The sequence below is a fragment of the Acidovorax sp. SDU_ACID1 genome (assembly GCF_045291395.1).
Classification (GTDB): Bacteria; Pseudomonadota; Gammaproteobacteria; order Burkholderiales; family Burkholderiaceae_C; genus MR-S7.
The window spans coordinates 1,452,541-1,474,630 of record NZ_CP152342.1 but is presented as its reverse complement, the minus strand read 5'-3'; the positions used below and the strand labels follow the sequence as shown (position 1 = coordinate 1,474,630).

Sequence of the window (22,090 nt, the reverse complement as noted above, 5' to 3'; positions counted from 1 at the left end):
TTCTGCTGTTAGTACTGCGTGTCAGGCACCTGCAGCACCAAACTCTGTATCCCGCTGTCCAGATGAATCTGGCAGCATAGCCGGCTGGTGGGCTTGCGCTCCGCGGCCACGAGGTCCAGCATTTCCAGCTCTTGGTCCGAAGGTGCTGGTAGCTTGGCTATGTCTGCGTCCTCGACGTAGACATGGCAAGTGCCGCAAGAAAGAGCACCTGCACACTCGGCTTCAATGCCGGCCACCCCGTTCAGTCGAGCGACTTGCATTGCAGTAGTGCACTCCTGGACGGCAAATTCGCGTATCTCGCCAGTGGGCAAGATAAAGGTGAGGCTTGTCATGTCGATCTCCACTTAGCTAAAGCTAAGAATGCTCTTCTTGCTCCATGAATTCTCCTTGCAGCGGCTTCGCTGCTAGCTGGTCAGCAAGGAGAATATCGCGGGCCTCATCAATATCCAGGTTATGCTCAGCGATGAGTTCCCGGCATCCGTCGATCATGTGATTTATGTCGTCCATCATTTTGATGCGCTTATAGATGTCTTCTGCATGCAAGCCCATACTCTCCCCGATGATTTCCATCACGTTGATGATCTCGAAGGAAACGTCCTTCTCGTAATGACAGAGTTCCCGATGGCAAGCATGGAACACCGTCGCCAAGGTGGTTACGCCAGCATCTGCTGCAGCCCGAAACTCTTTCTCGCGAAGTTGGTCTTTAAATTTGGGCGTGACTGTCAAATAATTGACCATCAGCCCTACTCGCGGCACGTCCAATTCAACGAGTTTGATACCAGGAATGGCCTGCAAGATGTTCTTCACCGCCCGAGTCACGCCCGGCAGGCCCGGACGTTCGTTCAAGGCAACCGTCTTATTGACTGTTTTCTTGAAGTGAGGACGTAGCAACTCCAGGCGCTCTTCGAGATACTCATAGAACGGCTGCAGATGAAATGAGGTGTCCTGTGTCATCTTCTCGTAGTTCGGGATGATGATCTCGTCGAACTGCGATTGGCAACTTGGACACCAGGAGACCTTCCTCTGCGCACCAATAGCCTGAATCTGGGTGAGTGTGCTGAGACCAGCCCGACCAGAGGTTTCACCATCACCGGCGCGGAACTGATTAACTCCGCAACATGCAGAGGTACCGCCAATGACCTGGTAAGTCACGCCAATACGCTCCAGAACATCAAGACACAAAACCAGAATGTGAGGAGTCTTGTGAATGTTGCATCCGGTGTACAGGGCGACATCTGGTGTACTGGTCATGACGCGTACACCGGTTGCAGGCTGGAGCCGGTCAATCTCGGCTTTCGGCAGTTGCAACCTGGACACGATTCTCACGGTTTTCGCCATTGCCCGGAAAGATTTCATGGCGTTTGATTTAACTGCAGCTCCTCCAATGCGCTGCAATCGGGCATAATTGGCAAGGCGAACCAGCATGCGCGGATCCACGCCGTAATCACATGCTTCGACACATAAACCACTGCTCGAACAGGCGGCACCCCATCGGACTGCTTCATCCGTACCTTCGCCCCCGCGAAGCAGATCAATCATTCCATGGAGCACGCCGGTTGGTTCTGCCGAAGCGATACCGACTGGCTCAGTCATGGGACAAGCGGTGAAACATTTTCCACACGCAGTACACGCGCTCGCGATCTCATCCATGCGCTCTTTAAGAGCTTCAACGAAATCCATTGCAATGGTCCTTTTAGTCCGGTGTACAACGCATTTTCCAACCACCATCCTCGGCAGAATGAAGTCTGCGCAGAATGACAACTCGTTACTCTCGAGTAAAGCAAGCCTATAGCGAGTTTTCTTGATCGGGTGAATTCATGCGAGATCTGGCGCCGTTCAAGTTGTATTGGCGCGAGTAGTCTCTGCCCCATGGTCGACGACCATGGTTATAATCAGGGCGTCGATCCCTGTTATTGACGTTGGTTAAAATCTTGGAGCAGATATAACGGGACTGGCATAACGCCAGCCCTTCTTCGCCAGGAAGACGGCTAAGAAACGCATAGTACGCGTGCAGTCCTACAGACCGGACTAATTGCCCAGAATCGCACGCTCGGTAGTATGAATGTGTTTGCGAATAGCGGCCTTCAAAGCGGCCACATCGCGCTTGCCCAGTGCGGATAGGATTGCCTGATGCTCCCCATGCCGCATCTGGATTGCTTCGGGGTTGGCACCGCGCTCCGCCAAATATGGGACGACGAGCAACTGGATTTGCAACTGGGCATAGAACCTGCTTAGCGTCGGATTGCCGGCAAGATCGACTAGCGCCGAGTGAAATTCGGTATTGAACCGCACGAATTCCGCAGTTGTCCCCGCCTCTCCAAGTCTGCTGACTAGGTGCGTCAGTTCCTTGAGTGAATCGTCCGCCAAATTGGCCACCGCATATTCCGTCGCGAAGATCTCCAAGGAGAGACGCAGGGCAAAAAGTTGGCGCGCTTGCGCGGGGTCGACACTGTTGACGACGGTCCCGCTGCGTCCGGCAACGGAGAGAAACCCTTCGTGCTGCAGCCGGTTGATCGCCTCCCGAACCGGAGTGCGGCCAAGCTGTAATGTCTCGGCCAGCAGATAAACTGAAGTCCGCTCCCCAGGCCTCAGGTTGCGGTTCAACACCAAGTCGATAATGCCGTTGTAGGCCAATTCGACGGCGGATCTCTCCTTGACTGCAGTTTTCGACATGCGGACCGTGTTTGACAAGCACCTCATCCAACGCGCATTCAGTAGTCACCGCGAAAGTGGCTACACGACTTGAGCGTTGGTACCCCTCAACCGGAAGCAGGGTTGGGCCGAAATGTGCCCTGGTCGCTGACCGTAATTCTTCTCGCGCCGCGCTGAGGATGAACGGCGTGACTCTGGGGATTTTATCACTGCGGCTGAACGGCCAACCAGCCACGCTCGTGCCCGCGATGCTCCGAGCCAGGGAGTGAATTGTGCTGAAGGTCGAGGTGTCGATGATGGACTTCAAGTTCATGCCTAACTCTCCAATGCGTTCTATGCTAAATCGCAAAAACTGACATGTCAATCTTATGTGTCAATCTCTCATGTCAGTTATTGAGTGAGAGCGAACAGAGGCTTGGCAGTTAGATTTCCCTTGACATTTCCCCGTCCGCGGACTCTTGGTGCCGAGAGCTCCTGGCCGCCGCGCCTCCTAGCCATCCGGTGCAGCTACGACTTATGTGGTGATCGCGCGATGCGTCCCGTCGACGGCGCCATGCGGGTGAGGCAGCACATCGCCAAGCCCGAGTCATACTTGGGCCGTGGCGCGCAGCCTGTGCAGTCCGTGCAGGGGGACGAGGAGCTCGAGCAGGACTTCCTGGCGCTGAGCCCCGCCGACATCGGCCTGTGCGACGCGGTGATCGCCAACTCGCCCTTCACGCGCGGTCAGTACATCGCCCACGTTAGGCACATGTGGCGCTCCCTGCGGCCCGGTGGCATGCTGGTGAGCCCGATGCCGCCCGTCTGGCGCACGGGCCGCACGCGGGCGCAGCGCGCGTTCTGGGATTTCGTCGAGCGCCTCGGCACCCACGTCGAGGCGTTGTTGCCTGGAGCGTTTAGTGCGTCTGGCACGGATGCGGCCACTGTGCGCATCCGCGTGGTCAAGCCAGCCTAGGAGTTGGGCGACCGCAGCCGGGCATCGCGGCGCACGGTGGCGATGGGCTTTTCACCCGGTGCTGCGATTCCCGCGTCGGTGCAGCGCCACGAAAGATACGCCGCTAAAGGTCCTGTGCGATATGCCGCCTCTCGTGTCGTTCGGGGAGTTCCCCAAAACTCCTGAAAGCACCGAAAGAATAGGAAGACCATGAGCCGAAGAAGCCAGCATGTTGGTCATCCGGCCCCGCCGGAAGGGAGGCAGGCACCGCATGCCACGGAGATGCAGTGCCTGCTACTGTGTCGGCGATGCTGAGCGCTATTGGCGTAGGTCGCGATTGCGCGTCTCCGGCAGGAGGAACGCGCCAATGACGGCTGTCAGACCCGCAAAGGCCACCGTATACCAGAGCCCCCCAAAAATATTGCCGGTGGCGATGACCACTGCAGTGGCAACGAAAGGCGCGAAGCCGCCAATCCAACCATTGCCCAGTTGCAAGGCCAGCGAGACGCCGCTGTAGCGGATGTGCACGGGAAACAGTTCGACCAGCAAGGCTCCCAGCGGCCCGTAGACCATTGTGGCCAGGAAGATCAGTGCGAACAGCACGGCCACCACCATGGGGCCGTTGGGCTGCACCGGCGCCTTGGCGGGCGGCAGCCCCTTCTCCGCCAGAGCGGCCAGCAACCTGGCTTCGGTGGGGTCTTGCAGGTTCTCACCATTGATCTGGATGCTCAACGGGTCCGTGCTCGCCTGGACGGTGTATGGCACGGCCTGGGCCGTCAGCACCGCCTTCGTTCGCGTGCAGGGCGTCGTGGCCTGCGGCTTGAACAACTGTCCGATCACCGACTGGTCCTCGCGGCAGTCGTTGCCGCTGATCGTCACCATCGTCGTGGTACGAAACTCGGCAAGCGCCGGATTTCCGTAGGTGGCCAGCGCTTGGAACAGCGGCATGAAGCACACGGCAGAGAGCGCGCACCCGGTGAGAACGATCCACTTGCGCCCAATCTTGTCGGACAGCCAGCCGAAGAACAGGAAGAACGGCGTGCCCAGTATGAGCGCGCTGAGCAGGTAGAGATCGGCCTGTGCGTGCGTCATCTTCAGCGTTGTCGTCATGAAGTACAGGCTGTAGAAATGGCCCGTGTACCAGATGACGGCCTGCCCTGCGACGATGCCGAAGATGGCCACCAGCACGATGCGCAGGTTCTTGCCGTTGCCCAGCGTCTCTGCAATGGGATTCTTGGACGTGCGCCCCTGTTTCTTCATCTCTTCGAAGACCGGCGACTCGTGCAGCTTCAGGCGGATGTAGAGCGACAGCAGCAAGAGCGCGATCGAGCCAATGAATGGCACCCGCCAGCCCCAGCTAGCGAACGCCTCTTCCGACATGGACGTCTTGCACAGGACGATCACGATCAGGGAGAGGAACAGCCCCAGCGTTCCGGTGATCTGGATCCAGCTCGTCGTGAAGCCTCGCTTGTTCGGGCTGGAATGCTCGGCGACATAGGTGACCGCGCCTCCGAACTCGCCGCCCACGGCCAGCCCCTGCAGCAAGCGCAGCGTCACCAGCAGCGCCGGCGCAATCCAGCCCACGGCGGCGTAGGTCGGCAGCAAGCCAATGCCCGCCGTGGCAAAGCCCATCACCAGCATCGTGATAAGGAAGGTCTTCTTGCGCCCGACCACGTCGCCAAGGCGGCCGAAGACGATGGCGCCGAAGGGGCGCAACACGAAGCCCGCACCGAAGGTGGCCAGGGCCGCGAGCAAGGCAGCGGTCTCATTGCCCTTCGGGAAGAACAGCGTGCTGAAAAACGCGGCGAGCGAGCCGTAGATGAAGAAGTCATACCACTCGAACACCGTGCCGAGCGCCGCGGCAAAGACGACGCGCTTGGTCCCCTGTTGATGGGCGCGGTCCGAGGGGAGGTTGGATGCCAGAGATTGAGCTTGCATGGCGGCCTCCGATCAGATGGTCGGCTGAGCCAGGAAGTCGGCCAGCACACGGTTGAAGGCCTGGGGCTGCTCCAGCATCGGAAAATGCCCCGCGTCAGCAATGATCTCCAGCCGACTGTTGGGGATGCCCTTTGCCAGCACCTCGGATTCGCACGGCGGCGTAATGATGTCTTCGTTGCCCACCAGGATCAGCGTGGGCACCTGAATCTCGCCCAGGCGTGCGCGGCTGTCCGTGGCGTTGAGCGAGACGATGGCCTGCCGCGCGACGAAGGCCGGAGTCTGGGCTACTTGCGCCTTGGCAAAGGCCAGCAGTTGCGCGCTCGTGGCACTGCCGAAGGAGCGGTCGATGACGTTCTGGCTGGCGGCCACCACACCCAGTTCCTCGATCGCCTTGAGCACGTTGTCCACGTTGACGTCTTCACCCAGTCCGTGCGGGGTGGTGTCGACCAGCACCAGCGCGCGCACACTGTTGGGGTGGGTGAGTGCGAATTGCTGGGCGATGGCGCCACCCATCGACAGGCCGACAAGCACGGCATCCTGGATGTCCAGGGCCTGGTAGACCTTCAGGACGTCATCGGCGAATGCCTCGATGGTGTAGGCGCGTCCCTCGGGTCGAGGCGAAACGCCGTGTCCGGGCAGATTGATGCGGATCACGCGATGGCTGGCCGAGAACGGCTCGACCTGCTCGCGCCAGAACTCGGCTGTGGTCGTGAAGCCATGGACGAACACCAGTGGTGCTCCCCGGCCCGACACCTGGACCACGGTGTCTCCAATACTCAGCGTCTCGATACTTGTCATTTGTCTCACTCCACCTTTGGTTTGGTTTTGGTAAAGACTGGAGGTCCTCTGAAGGCTTCTTCTGCAGTCCCTTTGAGCCTGGCGAATGTCCGGGCCCATGCCTTTAAAGCAAACCCTGTGCCAAGACCGTTCATTCAGGGAGATGGATTCATAACCTGTTGTTTTATTTGGGAGTCCTCTTACCCCTACGCAAACGGACTGCGATGAGGAGCCCGTATCAACAAGAAAGCGTCTCTATTAAGAGACCGCATGGTCTATGATAAGAGACACTTTAGATTCGTTGCCCGACTGGCAGCGGCAACTCAGAAAGGGACTTCAATGGCACTTTCAGAACGGCTTCTCGATCCATTCGAAGAAGCAGAGTTTTTGAAACTGGTGCTCGACCACGTTTCAGATAGCCTGGTCGTTGTGGATACAACAGGGATCATCATCCTTATCAATGAACCCTATTGCCGGGTTCTTGGCGGGGGTCCCGAGGAGTTCGTGGGACGCCACATCGTCGACGTGATCGGCCCGGCCACAAAACTGCATTTGGTGGCCCAAGGAAAGCAAACCCAGGTCGGCTACCCGCTGGAAGTGCGAGGACACAAGCTGGTGACAAAACAGGTGCCGGTGCGGCGCAATGGAGAAATCATTGGCGCCGTTGGTTTTGCGCTTTTTTCGGATGTAAGCCTGCTCAAGTCAACTTACGGGCGCGTTTTCAAGACTGAACTCTCGTTGCCCCACGGTGGCAAGCTGTGGCGATCCCGGTTCACGTTGAACGATGTCATCGGCCATGGGGAACGCATGGATGCCTATCGCGCCTCCCTTGAACTGGTTGCGCAGTACGAGTTGCCAGTGCTCGTTTCCGGCGAGACAGGTACTGGGAAAGAGCTGGCGGCGCATGTGGTTCACGCCTTGTCAGACCGTTCCACTGGCCCCTTTGTATGGGTCAACTGCGCATCCATCCCCAGCGGACTGATCGAGGCCGAATTATTTGGCTACGACGGTGGCGCATTCACGGGTGCCCGTCAGCATGGCAAACCTGGAAAATTCGAGCTGGCAACGGATGGCGTCCTGTTCCTGGACGAAATCGGCGATATGCCGCTGTCGCTCCAGGCCAGCCTGCTGCGTGTACTGCAGACCAATGAGATTGTCCGAGTGGGGGGGACAGCCCCGGTGACCATCAATGCGAGAGTCATTTGTGCAACCAACCGGTCGCTTCCGCAGCAGATCAAAGAAGGCCGCTTCCGCGAAGACCTGTATCACCGTTTGAACGTTCTGACAGTCGATGTGCCCGCGTTGCGTGAACGGAGCGACATCACGCCTCTTGCCGACCAATTACTGGAACGCATTGCCTCCCGTCTCGGGAAACCCCGTCCAAAGCTGACGGCAAGCGACCGCGAACGCTTGGCCCACTATTCGTGGCCCGGCAACGTCAGAGAACTGGAGAATGTCCTAACGCGGCTGCTCGTGACCGGCAAGCTTCTCCTTGTTGAAAATGAAACCTACGTGGATCGAGCAAATTCTGGAGCCGCCGCTTCATCATTGAAGCGACGCATTCAACATCTAGCCAGATCGGAGATCCAGTCCGCACTGGTGCAGGCCAAAGGGAACAAGCGCCGGGCGGCGGAACTGCTGGGTATCAGTCGAGCGCACCTGTATCGCATGATAGATGCTCATGGAATCACGAACGATATTCGCCCCTGCACATCGCGTAAGTAAAGCTTGGGGATATAGCTCCAGCACCACGGAAAAGGTCCTGTCAAGCCGGGCGTCCTCGTGAGCAAGCGAGCAGCCTTTCACAGCGCTGGGCCCCGCTGACCTACCATGGAGGGGCTTGACGCTTCCATCGTGGAAGCCCCTCCTGGCCGTGGCCAGGCGCCGCAGGCGTTACCTGCCTCGCACCGAGTGCATCCGCGCTCGCTCATCCCCCCGGGAACACCGTTCCCCAGGGGGCGGTGTTCCCGTTTTCTTGGAGAACACCATGCAATCACCCAGCACCACCGGCGCGCAGGACGCGCCGGCCCAGGACGCCGTCGATCTCGAAAGACTGCTCGGCGACCGCGATGCGCAGTTCGTGATCGAAGGCCTGTACCGGCTACGCGAGACCAAGGTCGAAGCGCTGAACGTCGTCCGGGCCGAGGGAATTGGCCCCAACGGCCGCAGCTTCGAGCCCTGGGACTTCGGCATTCCACAGATCGACAGGCTCCTGGCCCGCTTCGGCGCGGAGCCCGTCGAGGCCTTGACGGGCACACCGGAGGAACGCTGACATGGGACCAACCCCGTACCAGTACCTGCCGCTGTGGGCCAGGGTCACGATCGAGCGCCTGGACTCCTGCGCCGATCTGCGCACCGAACCCATGCTCGACGAACTGCTGGAAGCCTACGCGAAGACCTACGGCGAGACCGTCGATGGGCAGACGCGCGAGTCGGCCCGCCACATCTGCCGCCGCCGGTTCGCTGGCTCCTACACCGAGCCGGTCCGACCTGACGAGATCCCGCCGGGCGCTCTGCGCTTGGTCCGACTCGCCCGCGAGGGCGTCCTGTGCGCCGGCGATCTGGTCGCCACGCGCCGGCTGGGTGCCTGCGAGGTCACGCGCGTCCACACGCAGCAGTCGATCGAGGTCAAGTCCCAATCCTCGGGCCAGCACTACCTGCTCAGCGGGCTCGACTTCGGGCCCGACGCGCGCATCGCCACGGAGCAGCCCGTGAGCGATGCTCCGTAGCCCAGCCATCCGGCCGCGATGCCACCCCTTCGCGGGCAGGCGTCGCCTTCATCCCGCCATCCGGCCCCTTCCGTCTGCTTCGACGGTATCGAGCAAGCGGCGATCCTCGCCGCCGTTCGGACGCTGCGCCTGCCGCGTGCCAGGACAGCCTGGGGGACGGCGCCAGCCGCTGGATCCGGCAGTACCCGTCTTCGGGGCCGCCCACAGCGGCCCCGATTCCGCACAGCACGCCCTGCCCCGCGGTCGCATCCTGGCCAATCAATCTTCGGAGATTCCATCATGTCGATAGAGAACACACCGGCGGCCGTCAAGCCGCCCTTGAACGAACTCGCCCGTGCGGTCGTCGCGCTTCCCTTGGACGCCACGTTCTATGAGAGCCCGCATTTCGTGGCGATCGTATGGGATGGCGACGGGCACGCCGCCATCCCTTCCATCCTGGACACCGGAAGCGCCGGACTACCCTACCTTCCGGCCTACCGGCTCATCGACCACCTGTGCGGCGACCGCGCGATGCGCACGGTGGACGGCACCCTGCGGGTGCGGCAGCGCATCGTCACGCCCGAGTCCTACCTGGGTCTGTGGCGCACCGCCATGCAGTGCGCGCTCGCGCCAGAGGAACTGGCCACGCAGCACGGGCTGAAGATCGTGATCACGCTGGGCGCTGCCCTCGCCCCCGCCCGGCTCGCCTCACGCGTCTGGAGCAGCTCGCCATTCAAGGACTTCCACGACTTGGAAGCCACCTACGAGGCGCGCTTCGTGCTCGGCCCCACGGCAAGCGGCGCATCGGGATTCGAACTCGCGCTGGACCTGCGCGAGCTCCAGGCCGCCCGCGACGCGTTCTACGGCCAAGCCATGGTCATGGACCGCCGCGACGCCGAAGGCCGTGTCTCGGCATCCCTGCTGCCTATTAGAGGAACCGGGCCTAGCATCCTGCCCGATGCCAGCCGCCAACCCGCACTGTTCGAGGAGAACGCAGCATGAGCTACCGCATCGAATACCAGTGGGTGGCGTTCCGCGTGGCAGGTCTGCCGCTCGGGCTGTCCGAGGACCGTTTCATCGTCGCCGTCGAAGGCGGCGACAACAACCTGTACGAAGCGAATAGCGGCCGCCGGGCACGCTCGTGGGAAGCCTGCATGGCTGGCACCCGCGCACAGGTGATGAAGCAAGCAGTGTACTTTGCCGGCACCTGCGAAGGCGGGGACCTCAAGCCACACGGACGTGATTGCACGCCTGAGAGTTACATCCGCCGCATCCGCCGCCTGCTTGACGACACGAAGGACACGGCACGGGAGGGCCGCTGGAGCCCCCGGCTGCGCGTCCCACGCGACCATCCCGCGGTGGCCGAGTTGTGCGAGCGCGGCCTGAAGCCGCGCGAGGAACAGCGGTACGGCACCACCTGCGCCGTGCTCGACGATGTGCCGGCCGAGCATCTGGGGGCCTACTTCGAGCTGGTCGAAAGGTATGCCGGCACCCTGCATGCCTGGAGCTGGTTCGAGGTGTACGGCCTGCGCGCCTCCTGAACATCGGATCGTCCCGTACGAGCCCGCCTCACACCCGTGGGCAGGCCAGCAACTCAACCCGTGTCGGTGCCGTCAGGCGCGGTCGGTCGCACGCCACACACAAGGCCCGTCCGAACTCGGCGCTTGCACGGGCGAGGGACCGTGCCGTCGCAGCAAACCCGCGCCGACGGTGCACAATGGATCTGTCTTCGCTTCCATCGGGAAGCTCCCCGGCTCCTGCCGGGCGCCGCAGGCGTTACCTGCCCACTGTCCATCGCGCGCACCGCGCGCCTGTCCCGCCGGGAACATCGGTTCCCGCTGGGGGCCGGTGCTCCCTGCTTCCATGCAAGGAGAACCCCATGAAATCCCCCATTCGTGGCCACATGCTGGCCCGCCCGCGCTGACGGGAGGTAGGCATACCCGATACCTCCACACCTGCCTGCCCTGTCTGCCAGGGCGAAGGCATCCTGCTCGGATCGCTGGGCGCGAGCACCTGGTTCCGCTGCCGCCAATGCGGCATCGAATTCCACCACACCCAGCCATACCGTCGACGTCCCTCAGCGCACGAGACCCCAAGGAGCACGCCATGGAACGTCCCCCTGACCCATCCCTGCAATCGCACATGGAACCGTTGGTGGCGATCTCGATCGCCCACCTGCGTCCCTCGACACGCCAGCGGCTGGCCGACGACGGATTGTCCGTCACTGCCTATCCGAACGACTACGGCGGTTTCGTCTACGTCGATCCGAGGGGAGAACACACGCCGCAGGAGACCGAACTGGCCGCCCTCATCGCCATCGCCCGGCGCGCCGGCATCGTATGGATCAATTTCGACTGCGACGCGCTCGCCGTGGACGGCGTCCCAGTCTTCGACGACAAGGAGCCCTCATGAGCCGCCACATCGCCCGACTGCAACACGAGGGTCAACCAGCGATCGTGGTCGCCGGCTACGACCATCCCCTGGGCAGGCTATTCCTGTACGTCGTCCGCGGCGACAGCGAAATGCCCAGCGAGGAACACCCGCTCATCTACGATAGCTTGCTTGAACTCAGGTTGGATTGGACGGACATCAACACCGTCACCGACAAGCTCGCCGCCCTCGGCATCGAGGTACCCGCCAGCATGATCGAGCAGGTTTACTTGGATCAGTGTTTCAATGCCGGCAACCGGCTCGTCGAACACCACGCCGACCGGCCACCGACGGTGTTGTACGCCGGGTAACACAGGATCCACTGGCGGTTCGCCAGCGGCCCACCAAGGCGTCGCGATACCGCGGCGCCACCACAGCGGCCCGCCGTCCACCGGTGAGCCTTTTCATGACCCGAGGGGCACATGTCCCTTGGGGCGCGTGTGCCCTCTTTCACCAGAGAGTAAGCACATGAACGATGTGACAGTCCAGGAAGGTAGCTTGCCTTCCCATGAACATCTGCGCGCCGAGACCCGCTCGGCGCTGTTCGAGCTTCTGGCGGCGGCCGGTCTGCACCGCGCCACCGTCAGCTACTGCGGTACGGGAGATTCCGGTGGTCCCGAGGGCGTCTCCTTCGAGCGGCCCGATGGGACGGCGCTGGAGCCCATGCCCTGCCTGTTGTTGCGGCAGTTTGCCGACAACTACGTGGATGGCCAGTGGCGCCAGCACCTCATCGAGGCCGAGCACCGCCTGGACGATGCGCTCACCGACCTGGCGATGGCGCTGGTCGAAGAATTGCACGGTGGCTGGGAAGATGGCGACGGCGCTTCCGGCGAGGTGATTTTCGACGTGCAGGACGCGCAGGTGATCGTCCAGCACCACGCATACTTCACCGATTCGGAAAGCACGGTGACCGTCCTATGAAGGCCCGCGTCTCTCTCGGCTGCTGGCCGGGCCTGCGCCATGAAGCGGCAGCCGCACGGTTGCATCAGCCGCCGACCGAACCGCTATTCGGCTTACTGCGTACCGACCACGTCCAGTTGGTGCCGCAAAACCTCGGCCGCCTGGACGAAGACCTCGCCGACGCCTTGCTCACGGCCCACCCTGGCACCCGCTTCCGGTTACACGCGAACGTGCATGTGCTGGATAAGCGTCGCATCTCCGACCTCAGCGGCTTCGATCGGCATGCGGACTGGTTCGCACGGGCTGCCCGTGTGAGCCGGCATTTGCGGGCGCCGGCCTACACCGCGCATGCGGGACGGCGCGCGGAATCGAGCCTTCTGGATATGCTCGACAACACTCGGCGCTGCGCCGACCTGTTTGGCTGCCCCGTGGGTGTCGAGGGTCACTACCCGTCACGAGGCGATACCTGGCTGGTGTCGAATTGGCAAGAGTACCGCGCCGTGTTTGAGTCCGGGGTGCCGTATGCGCTCGACCTGTCACATCTGAACATCGTGGCGCATCACAGCCGATGCCTGGAGCGCGCGCTTGTGACCGAGATGCTGGCGTGCGAGCGTTGCCTGGAGGTGCACGTCAGCGCCAATGACGGCATGGGCGACCAGCACGCGATCTGCGATACACCGCCCTGATGGCTGTCCCTGCTCCAGCACACGCATCAGGACGCGATCGTGTTTTCCGAGGGGAACCACCGGCTGGTGCAAAGGAGGCGGCATGGCTGATACCGAAGCTGACTATCTGCTGCACCAGGACGGCCACATCCATCCCAACGCGCTATGCGAGAGCATGGAACAGCGCTACCGCGCGGTGAAGGCCGAGCGTGGGCGGATGTGGCGCGGCCATGCCGCGCTCCTCCTCGCCCGGGCGTTCCGCATGCATCCGTGGCTGGCCGAGTTCCGCCTGTGCATCACGGTGTCGTACGAGTACGACGACAGCGGCGGGTACTACCGCACGATGTCCCTGCGGGCCGAGGCGGCCGAACGATTGCCATCGGTTCCGCTACCCAGGGAAGCGTTCCCTGGCGGTGAGTGGGATGGCGACATGGCACAGGCTCACGTCGAGTCGATGCTCGATGACGACAGCTACAACCTCTACGAAGCGCTGGCGTCCGATCCTGCGAGCAACGATGACCTGGCGCTGCACCTGGAGCGTGCGCGCATCGCGCCCTTGCTGGAGCGGGAATGCATCGGCGGCGCCACCCTCCTTGCGGCGCTCCTGCCGGAATTCGATCCGGTTTCGCAACAGGCACCGTCAGTCTGACGCTGATCGCCTGATCCACACCGGTCCGCTGCCTCGGATCGGTGCTTCTTTTTCCGATACCGAATCTTTCATTCGAGAGGTCTTTGCGATGAACCCTGTTTATACGCACCTGTCTGCCTGCCTGCATGTGACGGCCGCCATCTTTGTTGCCGGCATCCTGCGCGAGGGGCTGCAGCCCAGGATCGGGCCGCTTTCAGCTCAGATTGAAACCGTGGCGGCGGTCTTCATGTTCCCGTCCTGGACGGCCATGCACGACAGCCACTGGCTCTACGGAGAGGCGTGGCCCCACCCCGGCGAGGCTGCGCTACTGTGCGTCGACGTGCGCGGGCTTGCCCTGCACCAAGATGCCGGATACGAGGTTTCCAGCCTTGAGGCCATAGCGCCGCACCGCATCTCCGTGCTGGCGTCCGGCGATCTGGGCTGGGATCTGGGCCGGCCCTTGTTCCTGCAGCGCGGGGGCAGGCTCTGACGTCGCCACCGCAAATCGCCCGCCAGGGTGGACCTTTGCGCGGGCGGAACATGATCTCCGCGGCACGGACTTCGCTGGTTCGGGCAGACTGGCCCTGCATTCCGGGCCTTGGCCCGCACTCGCCATCCGGCGATCCCGAGTCCGCTCGGGCGTAGCGGTCGTTACCCGCTCAGCGCAGCTCCGCTGCACCGTCTTGCGCCGCCACCTGGCGGACCGTTTCTCAACCCGTAAAGGACACCTTCCAGAAGCTGGACCACTTGGTGTGGACGACAGTGTGGCAATGGGCCAAGCGCAGGCATCCGAAGAAGTCATCGCCCTGGGTGTACGACAAGTACTACCGGATCATCGATGGCCGACGCTGGATGTTCACCTACGACACCGGGGCAGTGTTCCCGGATGGCAACCTGCCGATGACGATCGAGGCGGTCGAGCGCCGCGTCGCGTTGCATGCGCAAGACCAGCGGCGGCGGGAGGATCTGCAGCTGGAGTTGGCCCGGCCGTTCGAGCATAAGCGCAAGCTCACCGAACTGCTGGTGCGCCAGCGCGAACTGCTCAAGCAGTTGGAGCTCGACAAGGACGAGGTCGGCACCAGCCGCACCGACACCGACGCGGGACGCTAAGCCGCGTAATGTTCGCCCCTACCGCCGCAAGGTGGTAGGGGTTTTTCGCTCCCATCCGCAGTCGCCCGAACAAGCACGAGCAGACGAAGCCGTGCCAAGCTAAGTGCTAGTCGATCTAGAGCACCATCAATATTTACGATGAGCGATCGTCCGGCAGCATGACGTCTGACAGGCAGTCGATTAAGCGATAGGCTGAACAGTCGCGAGGCATGTCTGGTTTCCAGAAGATGCCGATTCTGCGCCTGCTCCAGGTCTCCTGGATTGGCGTAAGTGCGATGGCTAATGTACGGCGCAAGGAAGCCACCAGGCTGTAGGGAGCAACACCGACCCCGACACCAGCTTCCACCATTCGGCAAAGGGTCGAAAGGTTATTTACAGCAATCCTGCCTTTAAGGTCACGGCCAAGCTCCAAAGCTTTCGAGTCTAAATAGCTTTGCAATGCAGAGCTGGCGCTGAATGGCAGAAAGTCGTAGTTCAGCAGCTCTGCGAACTGCACTTCCTTTCGTGTGGTGACTAAATGAGTTCGTGTCGTCACGGCGACCAGCTGGTCGATGAACATTTGACGGCATGCAAGGTCAGCGTGCGCATCGCTCAGTGCCGCTACGCCTAGATCAGCCTTTCCTTGTTGGATCATCTTCAAAGCATCGGCACTCGACGCCTCCTCCAACACGACATTGATGCGTGGATTGGTTTTCAGAAAGGCAATCAATGCCGTATCTAGCAAGCGAGCCCTGGCCACGAAGTTCGTCACGACGCGAACCTCCCCCTGAAGCCCCTGTTTTAGATGCGATAGCTCGAGTTGCAGCACGTCGACCTGAGCTAGCAATGCATGCGCATGGCGGACGAGCACAGAGCCGGCTGCTGTCAGAGTGACCCCCCGCGGTTCCCGATGAAACATGGCGGCTCCAAGGCTGGTCTCAAGAACCTTGAGCCGCTCGCTTGCTGAGGCGGTCGCCAAATGACTGGCGGCAGCGCCCGCGGTGATGCTGCCCGACTGTGCTATCGCGGCAACCAGCTTAAGGTCCTGCAAATCTAGTTTCATGGCGCTCTTCTATCGCTTTCGGGAAATCCGATGGCCTTGAAAGAAATTTCCAGATTGTGGATCTACCGTCCCGAGTACACCATAACGCAAATCAACCGTGACAACTAGAACTCCATAAGGGGAGGTTTTATGCCGAAGAAAGCGTCACTTTATTTGACAGCCTGTTTCTTAATTTTTGGAAGCGGCTTCGCCCCTTGGGTAGCAGCGCAGGAATATCCGGCCAAGCCGGTACGCCTTGTCGTTCCGTTTCCGCCTGGCGGTGGAGCGGACACAACGTCTCGGTTGATAGGGCAACGGCTTTCTACGGAGCTGGGTCAGCCGGTCATCATCGAAAACAGGCCAGGCGCTGGCGGCGTGATCGGGTCAGACTATGCTGGCAGGTCGGCCGCTGACGGCTACACCTTGTTGGTTGGTCCTGCAAACCACGTGATCGCGCCGAACTTCTACAGAACGAACGTCGATCCAATCGAAGGCTTCGAAGCGATCACGCAAATGATCAGCGCGCTGATCGTGTTGGCGGCTTCTGGCGACCGCGCCGAATCTTCGTTTGCGGATTTCGCCGAGACGGTGCGCAAAGATCCTGCCGTAGGAGTCATCGCCAGTTCGGGCGTGGGGACCGTGTTCCATCTGTCTGGTGCGAGGCTAGCAAGCGCTTCCGGCATTCCTCTTCAGCACATCGCATACAAAGGTGGCGGGCCGGCCGTAACCGACCTGGTCGCTGGGCATGTGCCGATCATGATCGACACCTATTTCACGTTTCAGCCTTTTGTGAAGTCGAGAAAGGTGAAACTCTGGGCGACCTTGGGCGCTCAGCGATCGCCGCTTCTGCCCGATGTACCGACGTTGACCGAACTGGGTTATCCCGGCGTGGTAGCCGAGAACTGGTATGGCCTGTTCGCGCCCGCAGGTACGCCCAAGACCATCGTTGATCTGCTGGCATTCAAAGTTCGGCGTGTTTTGCAAGATCCGCAGATCGTGAAACGCTTGGCGGACCAGGGAGCCGTTCCGGTTGCGAGTACGCCTGCCGAGTTCAGGCAATTCATAAAGTCAGAAAGTGCCAAGTGGTCCGAGGTCATCAAGGCCAATGGAATTAAAGGGGAGTGATCAGATGGATACGTCGATGAAGAACACCTGCGAGCTTTCCAAGGATGAGCTGGCCGAGAAAGCGCTTGCGCAAATGGAAAAGCATTTTTCGGATGGGCCGCAATGGACCCTACGCCAGCGTCTTGCTTTGCTCTGTCGCATGGTTCACGCCGCGGGACACGACTCTGGCATGTCTGGGCAGATTTCCGTTCGAGGTCCTCAAGCTAACACCTACTACACACAGCGATTCGGCATCGGCATGGACGAGGCAACGGCCAGCAATCTGTTGCTGATCGACGATGATCTCAACGTTCTCGAAGGCGACGGAATGGCCAATGCGGCCAATAGGTTCCATATCTGGATATACAAACAGAAGCCGAATGTGAATTGCATTGTGCACACCCACCCCTTTCACATCGTAGCGCTATCAACGCTCGAAGTCCCGCTCGAGGTAACCTGCATGGATTCGGCCGTACTCTATGACAACTGCGCGTTCCTTCCACATTGGCCAGGGATTCCTGTAGGCAACGAAGAGGGGGAACTCATTGCAGAAGCGCTGGGGGATAAAAAGGCGATACTTTTGGCGCACCATGGTCAGCTGGTTGCGACATCGTCCATGGATGAAGCCTATGTACTGGCACATCACATCGAGAGGACCGCGAGACTTCAGCTCGCGGCAATGGCGTCGGGGACCATCAAGCCTATTGATCCAGAGTTGGGCAGGCAAGCCCGGGATTGGATCCTGACTCCCAAGCGATCCAAACGGACGTTCGAATACTACGCACGAAAGGCTCTCGCCATCGATCCGCACTGCATTGATTGACAGCAAGGGGGACACGCGGTGGGCATGCGTTTGACCATTTCGCTGGGAATCAGCTCGCTCGCGGTGTGGCTGCTGGGCCCGATGATCAAGGCTTCGAGCTTTACGACCCTTTTTCTGGCCATGGCCGACATAGCGATCTGCACCGCATCCGTCGTTCTGCTGCTGCCTGCGGAGCCGGCCAACCCGCAGGAAGGTCAGGCCCCAAGCAGCGCGTAAGCACAAAGCGCCGCTCAGTCCAGGCCATACCGTAGCGACAATCACCGCGAAGGCGGGCGCTGGCTTGTCGGTCGGCGCAGCCGGCCTATGCAGAATCATGGCACCGAACGGCACGCGACCTCCCCGGACGAAATCACGCTCTGCGGGACTCAGCACACGGTCACAGTGGATCAACGGCACACCCTGCACGGTGACGTTGCGCCGGTGCTCCTGTGGCAGAAGCTCGATCATCGCATCCCGGGCCAGCACCTCCATCGTTTTGATCTCGAACAGGGTGATCTGCCGTCCTTTCTCCGGCTTGTGCGAATAGAAGCCGGCCTCCCGGCCGATCATGTATCTGTCGCCCACGATTCCCTTTCCAGCGACGAGGGTGATTTCGTCGAACGACTCCATAGGAAGGAAGGCGCGGGGAGTGATGTGCAAGAAGCGCACGACGCCCTTCCATGCCGGCGCGACATCGTGATCGCCGGGCAGGATATGCGGAGAGGTCGAATGGAGCATAGGAATCCTTTTGCGAACCGGCCGAAAGGCAGGTCAAGCCCCGACAAAGACACTTGTGTCCTATAGGAGTCATATCGAGCGGCACGGGCGTTGACAAGCAGGGGCGCAGTGGCCGCAGCACAAAAGCCTCGCGAACTCGCGAGCGGCGAGCTCGTGCTCGCGATACCGAAACCGCTTGTGGCCCAGCTTGAGCAGGCTCTCTGCGGATCCGCGGGCCGTGTTTCCGGTCTGGAGCAACCACTACCTGGCCGCGGTGCTCCCGCCCTTTGTCGCCGCAACCATGCTGCTGCACCAAGTGTTCCCCCTGGCGCTGGACCCGTCGTGGCTTGTGCTGGACGAGCACGGCAGGCCGGCCTGCGTTTACCATCGAGCGCCAGTGCGGACCGGGTCTCGGGTAGGCGATTGCCGGCGGTGCCAAAGATTGAGAGTGCTTCAGCGCACAATATGCAATCGGGAGTGCACCGAGCGCTTCCCTGCCCGCTCCGTCGTATTCACCCTGCGAATCCTATAGAATGCGGTTAATTCTCATTTGCCCTTGAGCCCAACTTCCTGTCGGCCATCCGGGCGCAGGAAGGGTATCGTGGGCACCGCAGAGTTCGCGCTTCAGCAACAACACGTCGAAAATCTCTATAGTGACCATCACAGTTGGCTGCAGGGTTGGTTGCGCCGCAGGCTGGGCGACGCCAGCGATGCGGCAGACCTCGCCCAGGACACCTTTGTTCGATTGATCGTTCGCCCCCGGTCCTTCGACAGCGACCCGGAAGCGCGAGCCTACCTGCGCACCATCGCCAACGGACTGTGCATCGACCTCTGGCGGCATCGCGAGCTTGAACGTGCTTGGCTGGAAACCCTTGCTATCCGGCCCGAGGCGTTTGCGCCCTCGGCCGAAGAGCAGGTCGCGGTGCTGCAGGCACTGTACGAGGTAGACCGCATGCTGTGCCATCTGCCATCCAAGGCCGCCCGCGCCTTCGTCCTGGCCACGGCCTGCGGCATGACGCATCAGGAAGTCGCGCGCGAACTTGGCGTGTCCTCGCGCATGGTAGGTCACTACATCACCCGGGCCATGCTGCACTGCATGCAGCTCGAAGCGCGCAGCCTGGCGCAGGGCGCCACCGCCTTGCCATGAGCGCCTCTCCCTTCGATCTGCCGCAACAGGCCAACTTCGCCGTGCCCTCGCACGAGGCCATGAAACAGGCCGCCGCATGGTTCTCGCTGCTGCAATCCGGCAGCGCCACCGACGCCGACAAGGCGTGCTGGCGGGACTGGCTGGCTGCCAACGAGGAAAGCCGTACCGCCTGGGCCTTAGTTGAGCATGTCAGCCACCGCTTTCAGCCTCTGCAGGGTGACGCCTCGTCGCGGCTGGCCGCCGACACTCTGCAGACGGTCGGCGCCCGACTGTCCAGACGTCGCGTCATTCTGAGCGTGGCCGCTATGGCTGGTACTGGTGCGATGCTCGGCTGGACGATGTGGGGTCAGCCTGGCGTCATGGGCACCCTGTTGGCCTGGGGCGCGGACTATCGCACCGCCACCGGCAAACGGCGCGAAGTTCGCCTTGCCGATGGCACGCAATTGTGGATCGGCAGCGCCACCGCGCTCGACCAGGACTACCGCGCCGGCCTACGCCGGCTGCACCTTCGCAGCGGCGAAATCCTCGTACAGACCGCCATCGACACGACGGGCCGCCCTTTTGTCGTCGATACCGCGCACGGGCGCATGCGCGCCTTGGGCACCCGATTCAACGTGCGGCTAGGCGAAGACGGCCGCACCCAACTGGCAGTGTACGAAGGTGCGGTCCAGGTCGCCCTGGCCGCCGGTACCGAAAGCGGCACCGTCAGCGCCGGCCAGCAGGTCAGCTTCACCGCCGAAAACCTGGACGCACTGGCGGCAGCCGACCCGGCGCGCGAAGCCTGGTCTCGCGGCGTCCTGCTGGCGCAGGACATCCCGCTGGGCGAGGTGATCGCTGAACTCGCCCGCTACCGTCGCGGGCACATGGCCGTGGCGCCCGAGGTAGCCCAGCTTGCCGTGCTCGGCAGCTACCCGCTGGACGACGTGGACCGCACGCTCGCCATGCTCCAGCGCACGCTGCCCATTCAGGTGCGCCGCCCGCTGCCTTGGTGGACCACCATCGAGGCGCGCCCCGAGTAGCGGCTTCTATTCGGCACGGATCGGCCAGGTCAGAGCCCGCGGCGTTTCTTTCGGTCGATAGTGAGCAACAGATCTTGGACGGAAGTGGTTGGCTGCCCAATGCAAAGGCGCGTACTCTTACCAAAAATCTATTGATGAAACAAGGGTGCGAAAATGACCGTTACCGCCACCTTGTCGAGCAAGTTCCAGATATCCATCCCCAAAGCCGTGTGCAAAGAAAAGCACTGCCGAGCCGGGCAGGAATTCCTGTTCACTCCCAAGGGCAAGGGCGTGCTGGTCATGCCGGTGCCCGAACTGGATGAACTGGCCAGCATCGCACCGACGGCTATCGCGACCGCAAGGACCGCTACTGATGGCGCCGCCGCTGCGGGTGGTCGACACCTCGGCCTGGATCGAATGGTTCACCGGCGGCGTGCTGGGCAAGCAACTGGGCCAGCAGTTCCCGGAAAAAGCGCAGTGCATCATGCCGACCATCGTGTAGCTCGAACTGTCGAAGTGGCTGGTGCGTGAACTCGGCGAAGAACAGGCCGACCAGGTGATCGCGTATACCCAGAAGTGCGTCGTCGTGCCCCTGGATACTGCCATCTCCCTTCTGGCGTCAGACTTGCATCGCAAATACAAGCTGGCCACCGCCGATGCCATCGTCTACGCGACGGCGCGCCACCAGGGGGCGGAATTGCTCACTTGCGATGCCCACTTCAAGAGGCTGCCGGCGGTGGCGCTGTTTGCCAAGACGGCTTGAAGTCGGAGATGCGCGTCGAACATGGCCATTGCATCCTATGCGCGTCTGTTGCTCGAACACTGAAGTGTCACCGTTGACGACATTCCGACATCCAGCAAGGAAAAGTCGGGTTTCCTCGCGTCATTCGGTGCGACCAAGGTCCTGAGCGAGAAAAAAGAAGCTCGATGACGCCGCGTATCTTGAGCAACGCGCCCAGGTTCTCGGCAGGGGAGAGATTCACGATACCTCGCTGCCGTTGGTGCGCAACAACCGCCTTTCAGGGATTGTGTCGAAGGCGGCCCGACAGCTTCAGTCATCGGCAAGTCAGCCCCACGATTTCCGGCTGATCTGGTTCACTGCCATGGGTATGCAGGCCGAAGCGAAGTACCAGCAGTTCATCGACCCTGTACGGCACAACGAAAATCTTCGAGATGAACCAGTCCTTCCACAGGACGTGCTACTTCTTCAGGAATAGTGGCTTTCATCGCCATGCTGCGGTCCTCGACGAAGCTGTGGCCGCCCACCTCTCGGGAACGTCGATCACCGCGATGCTGTGCCTGAACCCCCTTGTCACCCAACCATGCGGGGCTCAAGTCGTCGGCCGTGGTAAGTACATTTGGAAATGGCATCGAAGACCCTGTGGCACGGGAGCCGAGGGGGAGGCGTTCGTCCTGGACGCCGATATCGACCGCAATGACGAATCCGCTCTGCTGGCCTACTTGCAGCAGAAGTACGCCACGGCACCGTTGATGAAGTTCGACATGGGCTACCTCTCCGTGGCGGCCCGGTCGCCGGACTGAAGATGTTGCCGCTCCGCAGC

At 61.5% G+C, this 22,090-nt stretch carries 27 protein-coding genes and 1 pseudogene; 22 read left to right on the top strand and 6 right to left on the bottom strand.

All coding sequences use genetic code 11. From position 1 onward, the window contains the following. Positions 1-8 precede the first annotated feature (8 nt). From AAG689_RS07250 to AAG689_RS07240, 3 genes are all read right to left on the bottom strand, one after another. Positions 9-332, bottom strand: coding sequence for a 2Fe-2S iron-sulfur cluster-binding protein (locus AAG689_RS07250; protein WP_406625369.1), 324 nt, complete (start codon positions 330-332; stop codon positions 9-11). Between the two features lie 22 nt (positions 333-354). Further along, complete coding sequence (locus AAG689_RS07245; protein WP_406625368.1) at positions 355-1,680, bottom strand: heterodisulfide reductase-related iron-sulfur binding cluster; 1,326 nt, start codon at positions 1,678-1,680, stop codon at positions 355-357. 348 nt (positions 1,681-2,028) lie between these two features. Then, the gene (locus AAG689_RS07240; RefSeq protein ID WP_406625367.1) at positions 2,029-2,634 is read right to left on the bottom strand and encodes a GntR family transcriptional regulator; all 606 of its coding nucleotides are present in this window, start codon (positions 2,632-2,634) and stop codon (positions 2,029-2,031) included. Positions 2,635-3,184: 550 nt separating this feature from the next. Between AAG689_RS07240 and AAG689_RS07235 the strand changes: the two genes are divergently transcribed. Then, positions 3,185-3,604, top strand: coding sequence for a hypothetical protein (locus AAG689_RS07235; protein ID WP_406625366.1), 420 nt, complete (start codon positions 3,185-3,187; stop codon positions 3,602-3,604). Between the two features lie 297 nt (positions 3,605-3,901). Here the strand turns inward: AAG689_RS07235 and AAG689_RS07230 are convergent, their stop codons facing one another. Together AAG689_RS07230 and AAG689_RS07225 are read right to left on the bottom strand one after the other, a co-directional pair. Next, positions 3,902-5,521, bottom strand: coding sequence for an MFS transporter (locus AAG689_RS07230; RefSeq protein WP_406625365.1), 1,620 nt, complete (start codon positions 5,519-5,521; stop codon positions 3,902-3,904). A gap of 12 nt (positions 5,522-5,533) precedes the next feature. Beyond that, a complete protein-coding gene (locus AAG689_RS07225; RefSeq protein ID WP_406625364.1) occupies positions 5,534-6,319 on the bottom strand; it encodes an alpha/beta fold hydrolase in 786 nt (261 codons plus the stop codon). Positions 6,320-6,637: 318 nt separating this feature from the next. Here AAG689_RS07225 and AAG689_RS07220 point away from each other — a divergent pair, with 318 nt between their 5' ends. The 12 genes and pseudogenes from AAG689_RS07220 to AAG689_RS07165 all read left to right on the top strand — a co-directional run. Beyond that, positions 6,638-8,023, top strand: a complete 1,386-nt coding sequence (locus AAG689_RS07220; protein ID WP_406625363.1) for a sigma-54 interaction domain-containing protein — start codon at positions 6,638-6,640, stop codon at positions 8,021-8,023. 262 nt (positions 8,024-8,285) lie between these two features. Next, complete coding sequence (locus tag AAG689_RS07215; RefSeq protein WP_406625362.1) at positions 8,286-8,570, top strand: hypothetical protein; 285 nt, start codon at positions 8,286-8,288, stop codon at positions 8,568-8,570. A 1-nt stretch (position 8,571) separates the two neighbouring features. Beyond that, complete coding sequence (locus AAG689_RS07210) at positions 8,572-9,027, top strand: hypothetical protein (protein ID WP_406625361.1); 456 nt, start codon at positions 8,572-8,574, stop codon at positions 9,025-9,027. A gap of 279 nt (positions 9,028-9,306) precedes the next feature. Continuing rightward, positions 9,307-10,008 (top strand): hypothetical protein, encoded by a 702-nt coding sequence (locus AAG689_RS07205; protein ID WP_406625360.1) that lies wholly within the window; start codon positions 9,307-9,309, stop codon positions 10,006-10,008. Continuing rightward, entirely contained in the window at positions 10,005-10,547 is a 543-nt protein-coding gene (locus AAG689_RS07200) for a hypothetical protein (protein WP_406625359.1), read from the top strand. Before AAG689_RS07205 ends, AAG689_RS07200 begins: the two co-directional genes overlap by 4 nt. A gap of 565 nt (positions 10,548-11,112) precedes the next feature. After that, positions 11,113-11,418: a hypothetical protein gene (locus tag AAG689_RS07195; RefSeq protein WP_406625358.1), complete on the top strand. Its 306-nt coding sequence runs from the start codon at positions 11,113-11,115 to the stop codon at positions 11,416-11,418. Continuing rightward, positions 11,415-11,747, top strand: coding sequence for a hypothetical protein (locus AAG689_RS07190; RefSeq protein WP_406625357.1), 333 nt, complete (start codon positions 11,415-11,417; stop codon positions 11,745-11,747). The genes AAG689_RS07195 and AAG689_RS07190 overlap by 4 nt, the downstream gene beginning before the upstream one ends. A 187-nt stretch (positions 11,748-11,934) precedes the next feature. Next, positions 11,935-12,357: a DUF6878 family protein gene (locus AAG689_RS07185; RefSeq protein ID WP_406625356.1), complete on the top strand. Its 423-nt coding sequence runs from the start codon at positions 11,935-11,937 to the stop codon at positions 12,355-12,357. Next, positions 12,354-13,022 carry a hypothetical protein gene (locus tag AAG689_RS07180; RefSeq protein ID WP_406625355.1) on the top strand — a complete coding sequence of 223 codons (669 nt, stop codon included), beginning with the start codon at positions 12,354-12,356 and terminating at the stop codon, positions 13,020-13,022. The genes AAG689_RS07185 and AAG689_RS07180 overlap by 4 nt, the downstream gene beginning before the upstream one ends. Before the next feature lie 82 nt (positions 13,023-13,104). Next, positions 13,105-13,650, top strand: a complete 546-nt coding sequence (locus tag AAG689_RS07175) for a hypothetical protein (protein WP_406625354.1) — start codon at positions 13,105-13,107, stop codon at positions 13,648-13,650. A gap of 88 nt (positions 13,651-13,738) precedes the next feature. Continuing rightward, entirely contained in the window at positions 13,739-14,119 is a 381-nt protein-coding gene (locus tag AAG689_RS07170; protein ID WP_406625353.1) for a hypothetical protein, read from the top strand. 239 nt (positions 14,120-14,358) lie between these two features. Then, positions 14,359-14,739, top strand: a pseudogene (locus AAG689_RS07165) (group II intron maturase-specific domain-containing protein); the annotation flags it as partial. A 133-nt stretch (positions 14,740-14,872) separates the two neighbouring features. On the opposite strand, the gene AAG689_RS07160 reads toward AAG689_RS07165, so the two are convergent. Then, a complete protein-coding gene (locus tag AAG689_RS07160; RefSeq protein WP_406625352.1) occupies positions 14,873-15,781 on the bottom strand; it encodes a LysR family transcriptional regulator in 909 nt (302 codons plus the stop codon). A gap of 129 nt (positions 15,782-15,910) precedes the next feature. On the opposite strand from AAG689_RS07160, the gene AAG689_RS07155 reads away from it, so the two are divergent. From AAG689_RS07155 to AAG689_RS07115, 9 genes are all read left to right on the top strand, one after another. Beyond that, positions 15,911-16,885: a Bug family tripartite tricarboxylate transporter substrate binding protein gene (locus AAG689_RS07155; RefSeq protein ID WP_406625351.1), complete on the top strand. Its 975-nt coding sequence runs from the start codon at positions 15,911-15,913 to the stop codon at positions 16,883-16,885. A 16-nt stretch (positions 16,886-16,901) separates the two neighbouring features. Then, a complete protein-coding gene (locus AAG689_RS07150; protein WP_406625350.1) occupies positions 16,902-17,687 on the top strand; it encodes an aldolase in 786 nt (261 codons plus the stop codon). 24 nt (positions 17,688-17,711) lie between these two features. Beyond that, positions 17,712-17,903, top strand: coding sequence for a hypothetical protein (locus AAG689_RS07145; RefSeq protein WP_406625349.1), 192 nt, complete (start codon positions 17,712-17,714; stop codon positions 17,901-17,903). Positions 17,904-18,621: 718 nt separating this feature from the next. Continuing rightward, positions 18,622-18,915 (top strand): IucA/IucC family C-terminal-domain containing protein, encoded by a 294-nt coding sequence (locus tag AAG689_RS07140; protein WP_406625348.1) that lies wholly within the window; start codon positions 18,622-18,624, stop codon positions 18,913-18,915. Between the two features lie 69 nt (positions 18,916-18,984). Further along, complete coding sequence (locus AAG689_RS07135; protein WP_406625347.1) at positions 18,985-19,530, top strand: sigma-70 family RNA polymerase sigma factor; 546 nt, start codon at positions 18,985-18,987, stop codon at positions 19,528-19,530. Beyond that, positions 19,527-20,549: a FecR domain-containing protein gene (locus AAG689_RS07130; RefSeq protein ID WP_406625346.1), complete on the top strand. Its 1,023-nt coding sequence runs from the start codon at positions 19,527-19,529 to the stop codon at positions 20,547-20,549. Before AAG689_RS07135 ends, AAG689_RS07130 begins: the two co-directional genes overlap by 4 nt. A gap of 352 nt (positions 20,550-20,901) precedes the next feature. After that, positions 20,902-21,030: a hypothetical protein gene (locus AAG689_RS07125; RefSeq protein ID WP_406625345.1), complete on the top strand. Its 129-nt coding sequence runs from the start codon at positions 20,902-20,904 to the stop codon at positions 21,028-21,030. Between the two features lie 21 nt (positions 21,031-21,051). Then, positions 21,052-21,291, top strand: coding sequence for a type II toxin-antitoxin system VapC family toxin (locus tag AAG689_RS07120; RefSeq protein WP_406625344.1), 240 nt, complete (start codon positions 21,052-21,054; stop codon positions 21,289-21,291). A gap of 410 nt (positions 21,292-21,701) precedes the next feature. Further along, positions 21,702-22,070, top strand: coding sequence for a hypothetical protein (locus tag AAG689_RS07115; RefSeq protein ID WP_406625343.1), 369 nt, complete (start codon positions 21,702-21,704; stop codon positions 22,068-22,070). The last annotated feature ends 20 nt before the right edge of the window (positions 22,071-22,090 follow it).

Bases quoted from the DNA above. Each gene is read 5' to 3' on its own strand.
- AAG689_RS07145 (WP_406625349.1), top strand. From the start codon at position 17,712: ATGCGTTTGACCATTTCGCTGGGAATCAGCTCGCTCGCGGTGTGGCTG.
- AAG689_RS07150 (WP_406625350.1), top strand. From the start codon at position 16,902: ATGAAGAACACCTGCGAGCTTTCCAAGGATGAGCTGGCCGAGAAAGCG.
- AAG689_RS07130 (WP_406625346.1), top strand. From the start codon at position 19,527: ATGAGCGCCTCTCCCTTCGATCTGCCGCAACAGGCCAACTTCGCCGTG.
- AAG689_RS07170 (WP_406625353.1), top strand. From the start codon at position 13,739: ATGAACCCTGTTTATACGCACCTGTCTGCCTGCCTGCATGTGACGGCC.
- AAG689_RS07155 (WP_406625351.1), top strand. From the start codon at position 15,911: ATGCCGAAGAAAGCGTCACTTTATTTGACAGCCTGTTTCTTAATTTTT.
- AAG689_RS07215 (WP_406625362.1), top strand. From the start codon at position 8,286: ATGCAATCACCCAGCACCACCGGCGCGCAGGACGCGCCGGCCCAGGAC.
- AAG689_RS07220 (WP_406625363.1), top strand. From the start codon at position 6,638: ATGGCACTTTCAGAACGGCTTCTCGATCCATTCGAAGAAGCAGAGTTT.
- AAG689_RS07190 (WP_406625357.1), top strand. From the start codon at position 11,415: ATGAGCCGCCACATCGCCCGACTGCAACACGAGGGTCAACCAGCGATC.
- AAG689_RS07125 (WP_406625345.1), top strand. From the start codon at position 20,902: ATGGCGCCGCCGCTGCGGGTGGTCGACACCTCGGCCTGGATCGAATGG.
- AAG689_RS07205 (WP_406625360.1), top strand. From the start codon at position 9,307: ATGTCGATAGAGAACACACCGGCGGCCGTCAAGCCGCCCTTGAACGAA.
- AAG689_RS07245 (WP_406625368.1), bottom strand. From the start codon at position 1,680: ATGGATTTCGTTGAAGCTCTTAAAGAGCGCATGGATGAGATCGCGAGC.
- AAG689_RS07225 (WP_406625364.1), bottom strand. From the start codon at position 6,319: ATGACAAGTATCGAGACGCTGAGTATTGGAGACACCGTGGTCCAGGTG.
- AAG689_RS07175 (WP_406625354.1), top strand. From the start codon at position 13,105: ATGGCTGATACCGAAGCTGACTATCTGCTGCACCAGGACGGCCACATC.
- AAG689_RS07230 (WP_406625365.1), bottom strand. From the start codon at position 5,521: ATGCAAGCTCAATCTCTGGCATCCAACCTCCCCTCGGACCGCGCCCAT.
- AAG689_RS07115 (WP_406625343.1), top strand. From the start codon at position 21,702: ATGAACCAGTCCTTCCACAGGACGTGCTACTTCTTCAGGAATAGTGGC.
- AAG689_RS07235 (WP_406625366.1), top strand. From the start codon at position 3,185: ATGCGTCCCGTCGACGGCGCCATGCGGGTGAGGCAGCACATCGCCAAG.
- AAG689_RS07200 (WP_406625359.1), top strand. From the start codon at position 10,005: ATGAGCTACCGCATCGAATACCAGTGGGTGGCGTTCCGCGTGGCAGGT.
- AAG689_RS07160 (WP_406625352.1), bottom strand. From the start codon at position 15,781: ATGAAACTAGATTTGCAGGACCTTAAGCTGGTTGCCGCGATAGCACAG.
- AAG689_RS07180 (WP_406625355.1), top strand. From the start codon at position 12,354: ATGAAGGCCCGCGTCTCTCTCGGCTGCTGGCCGGGCCTGCGCCATGAA.
- AAG689_RS07195 (WP_406625358.1), top strand. From the start codon at position 11,113: ATGGAACGTCCCCCTGACCCATCCCTGCAATCGCACATGGAACCGTTG.
- AAG689_RS07210 (WP_406625361.1), top strand. From the start codon at position 8,572: ATGGGACCAACCCCGTACCAGTACCTGCCGCTGTGGGCCAGGGTCACG.
- AAG689_RS07250 (WP_406625369.1), bottom strand. From the start codon at position 332: ATGACAAGCCTCACCTTTATCTTGCCCACTGGCGAGATACGCGAATTT.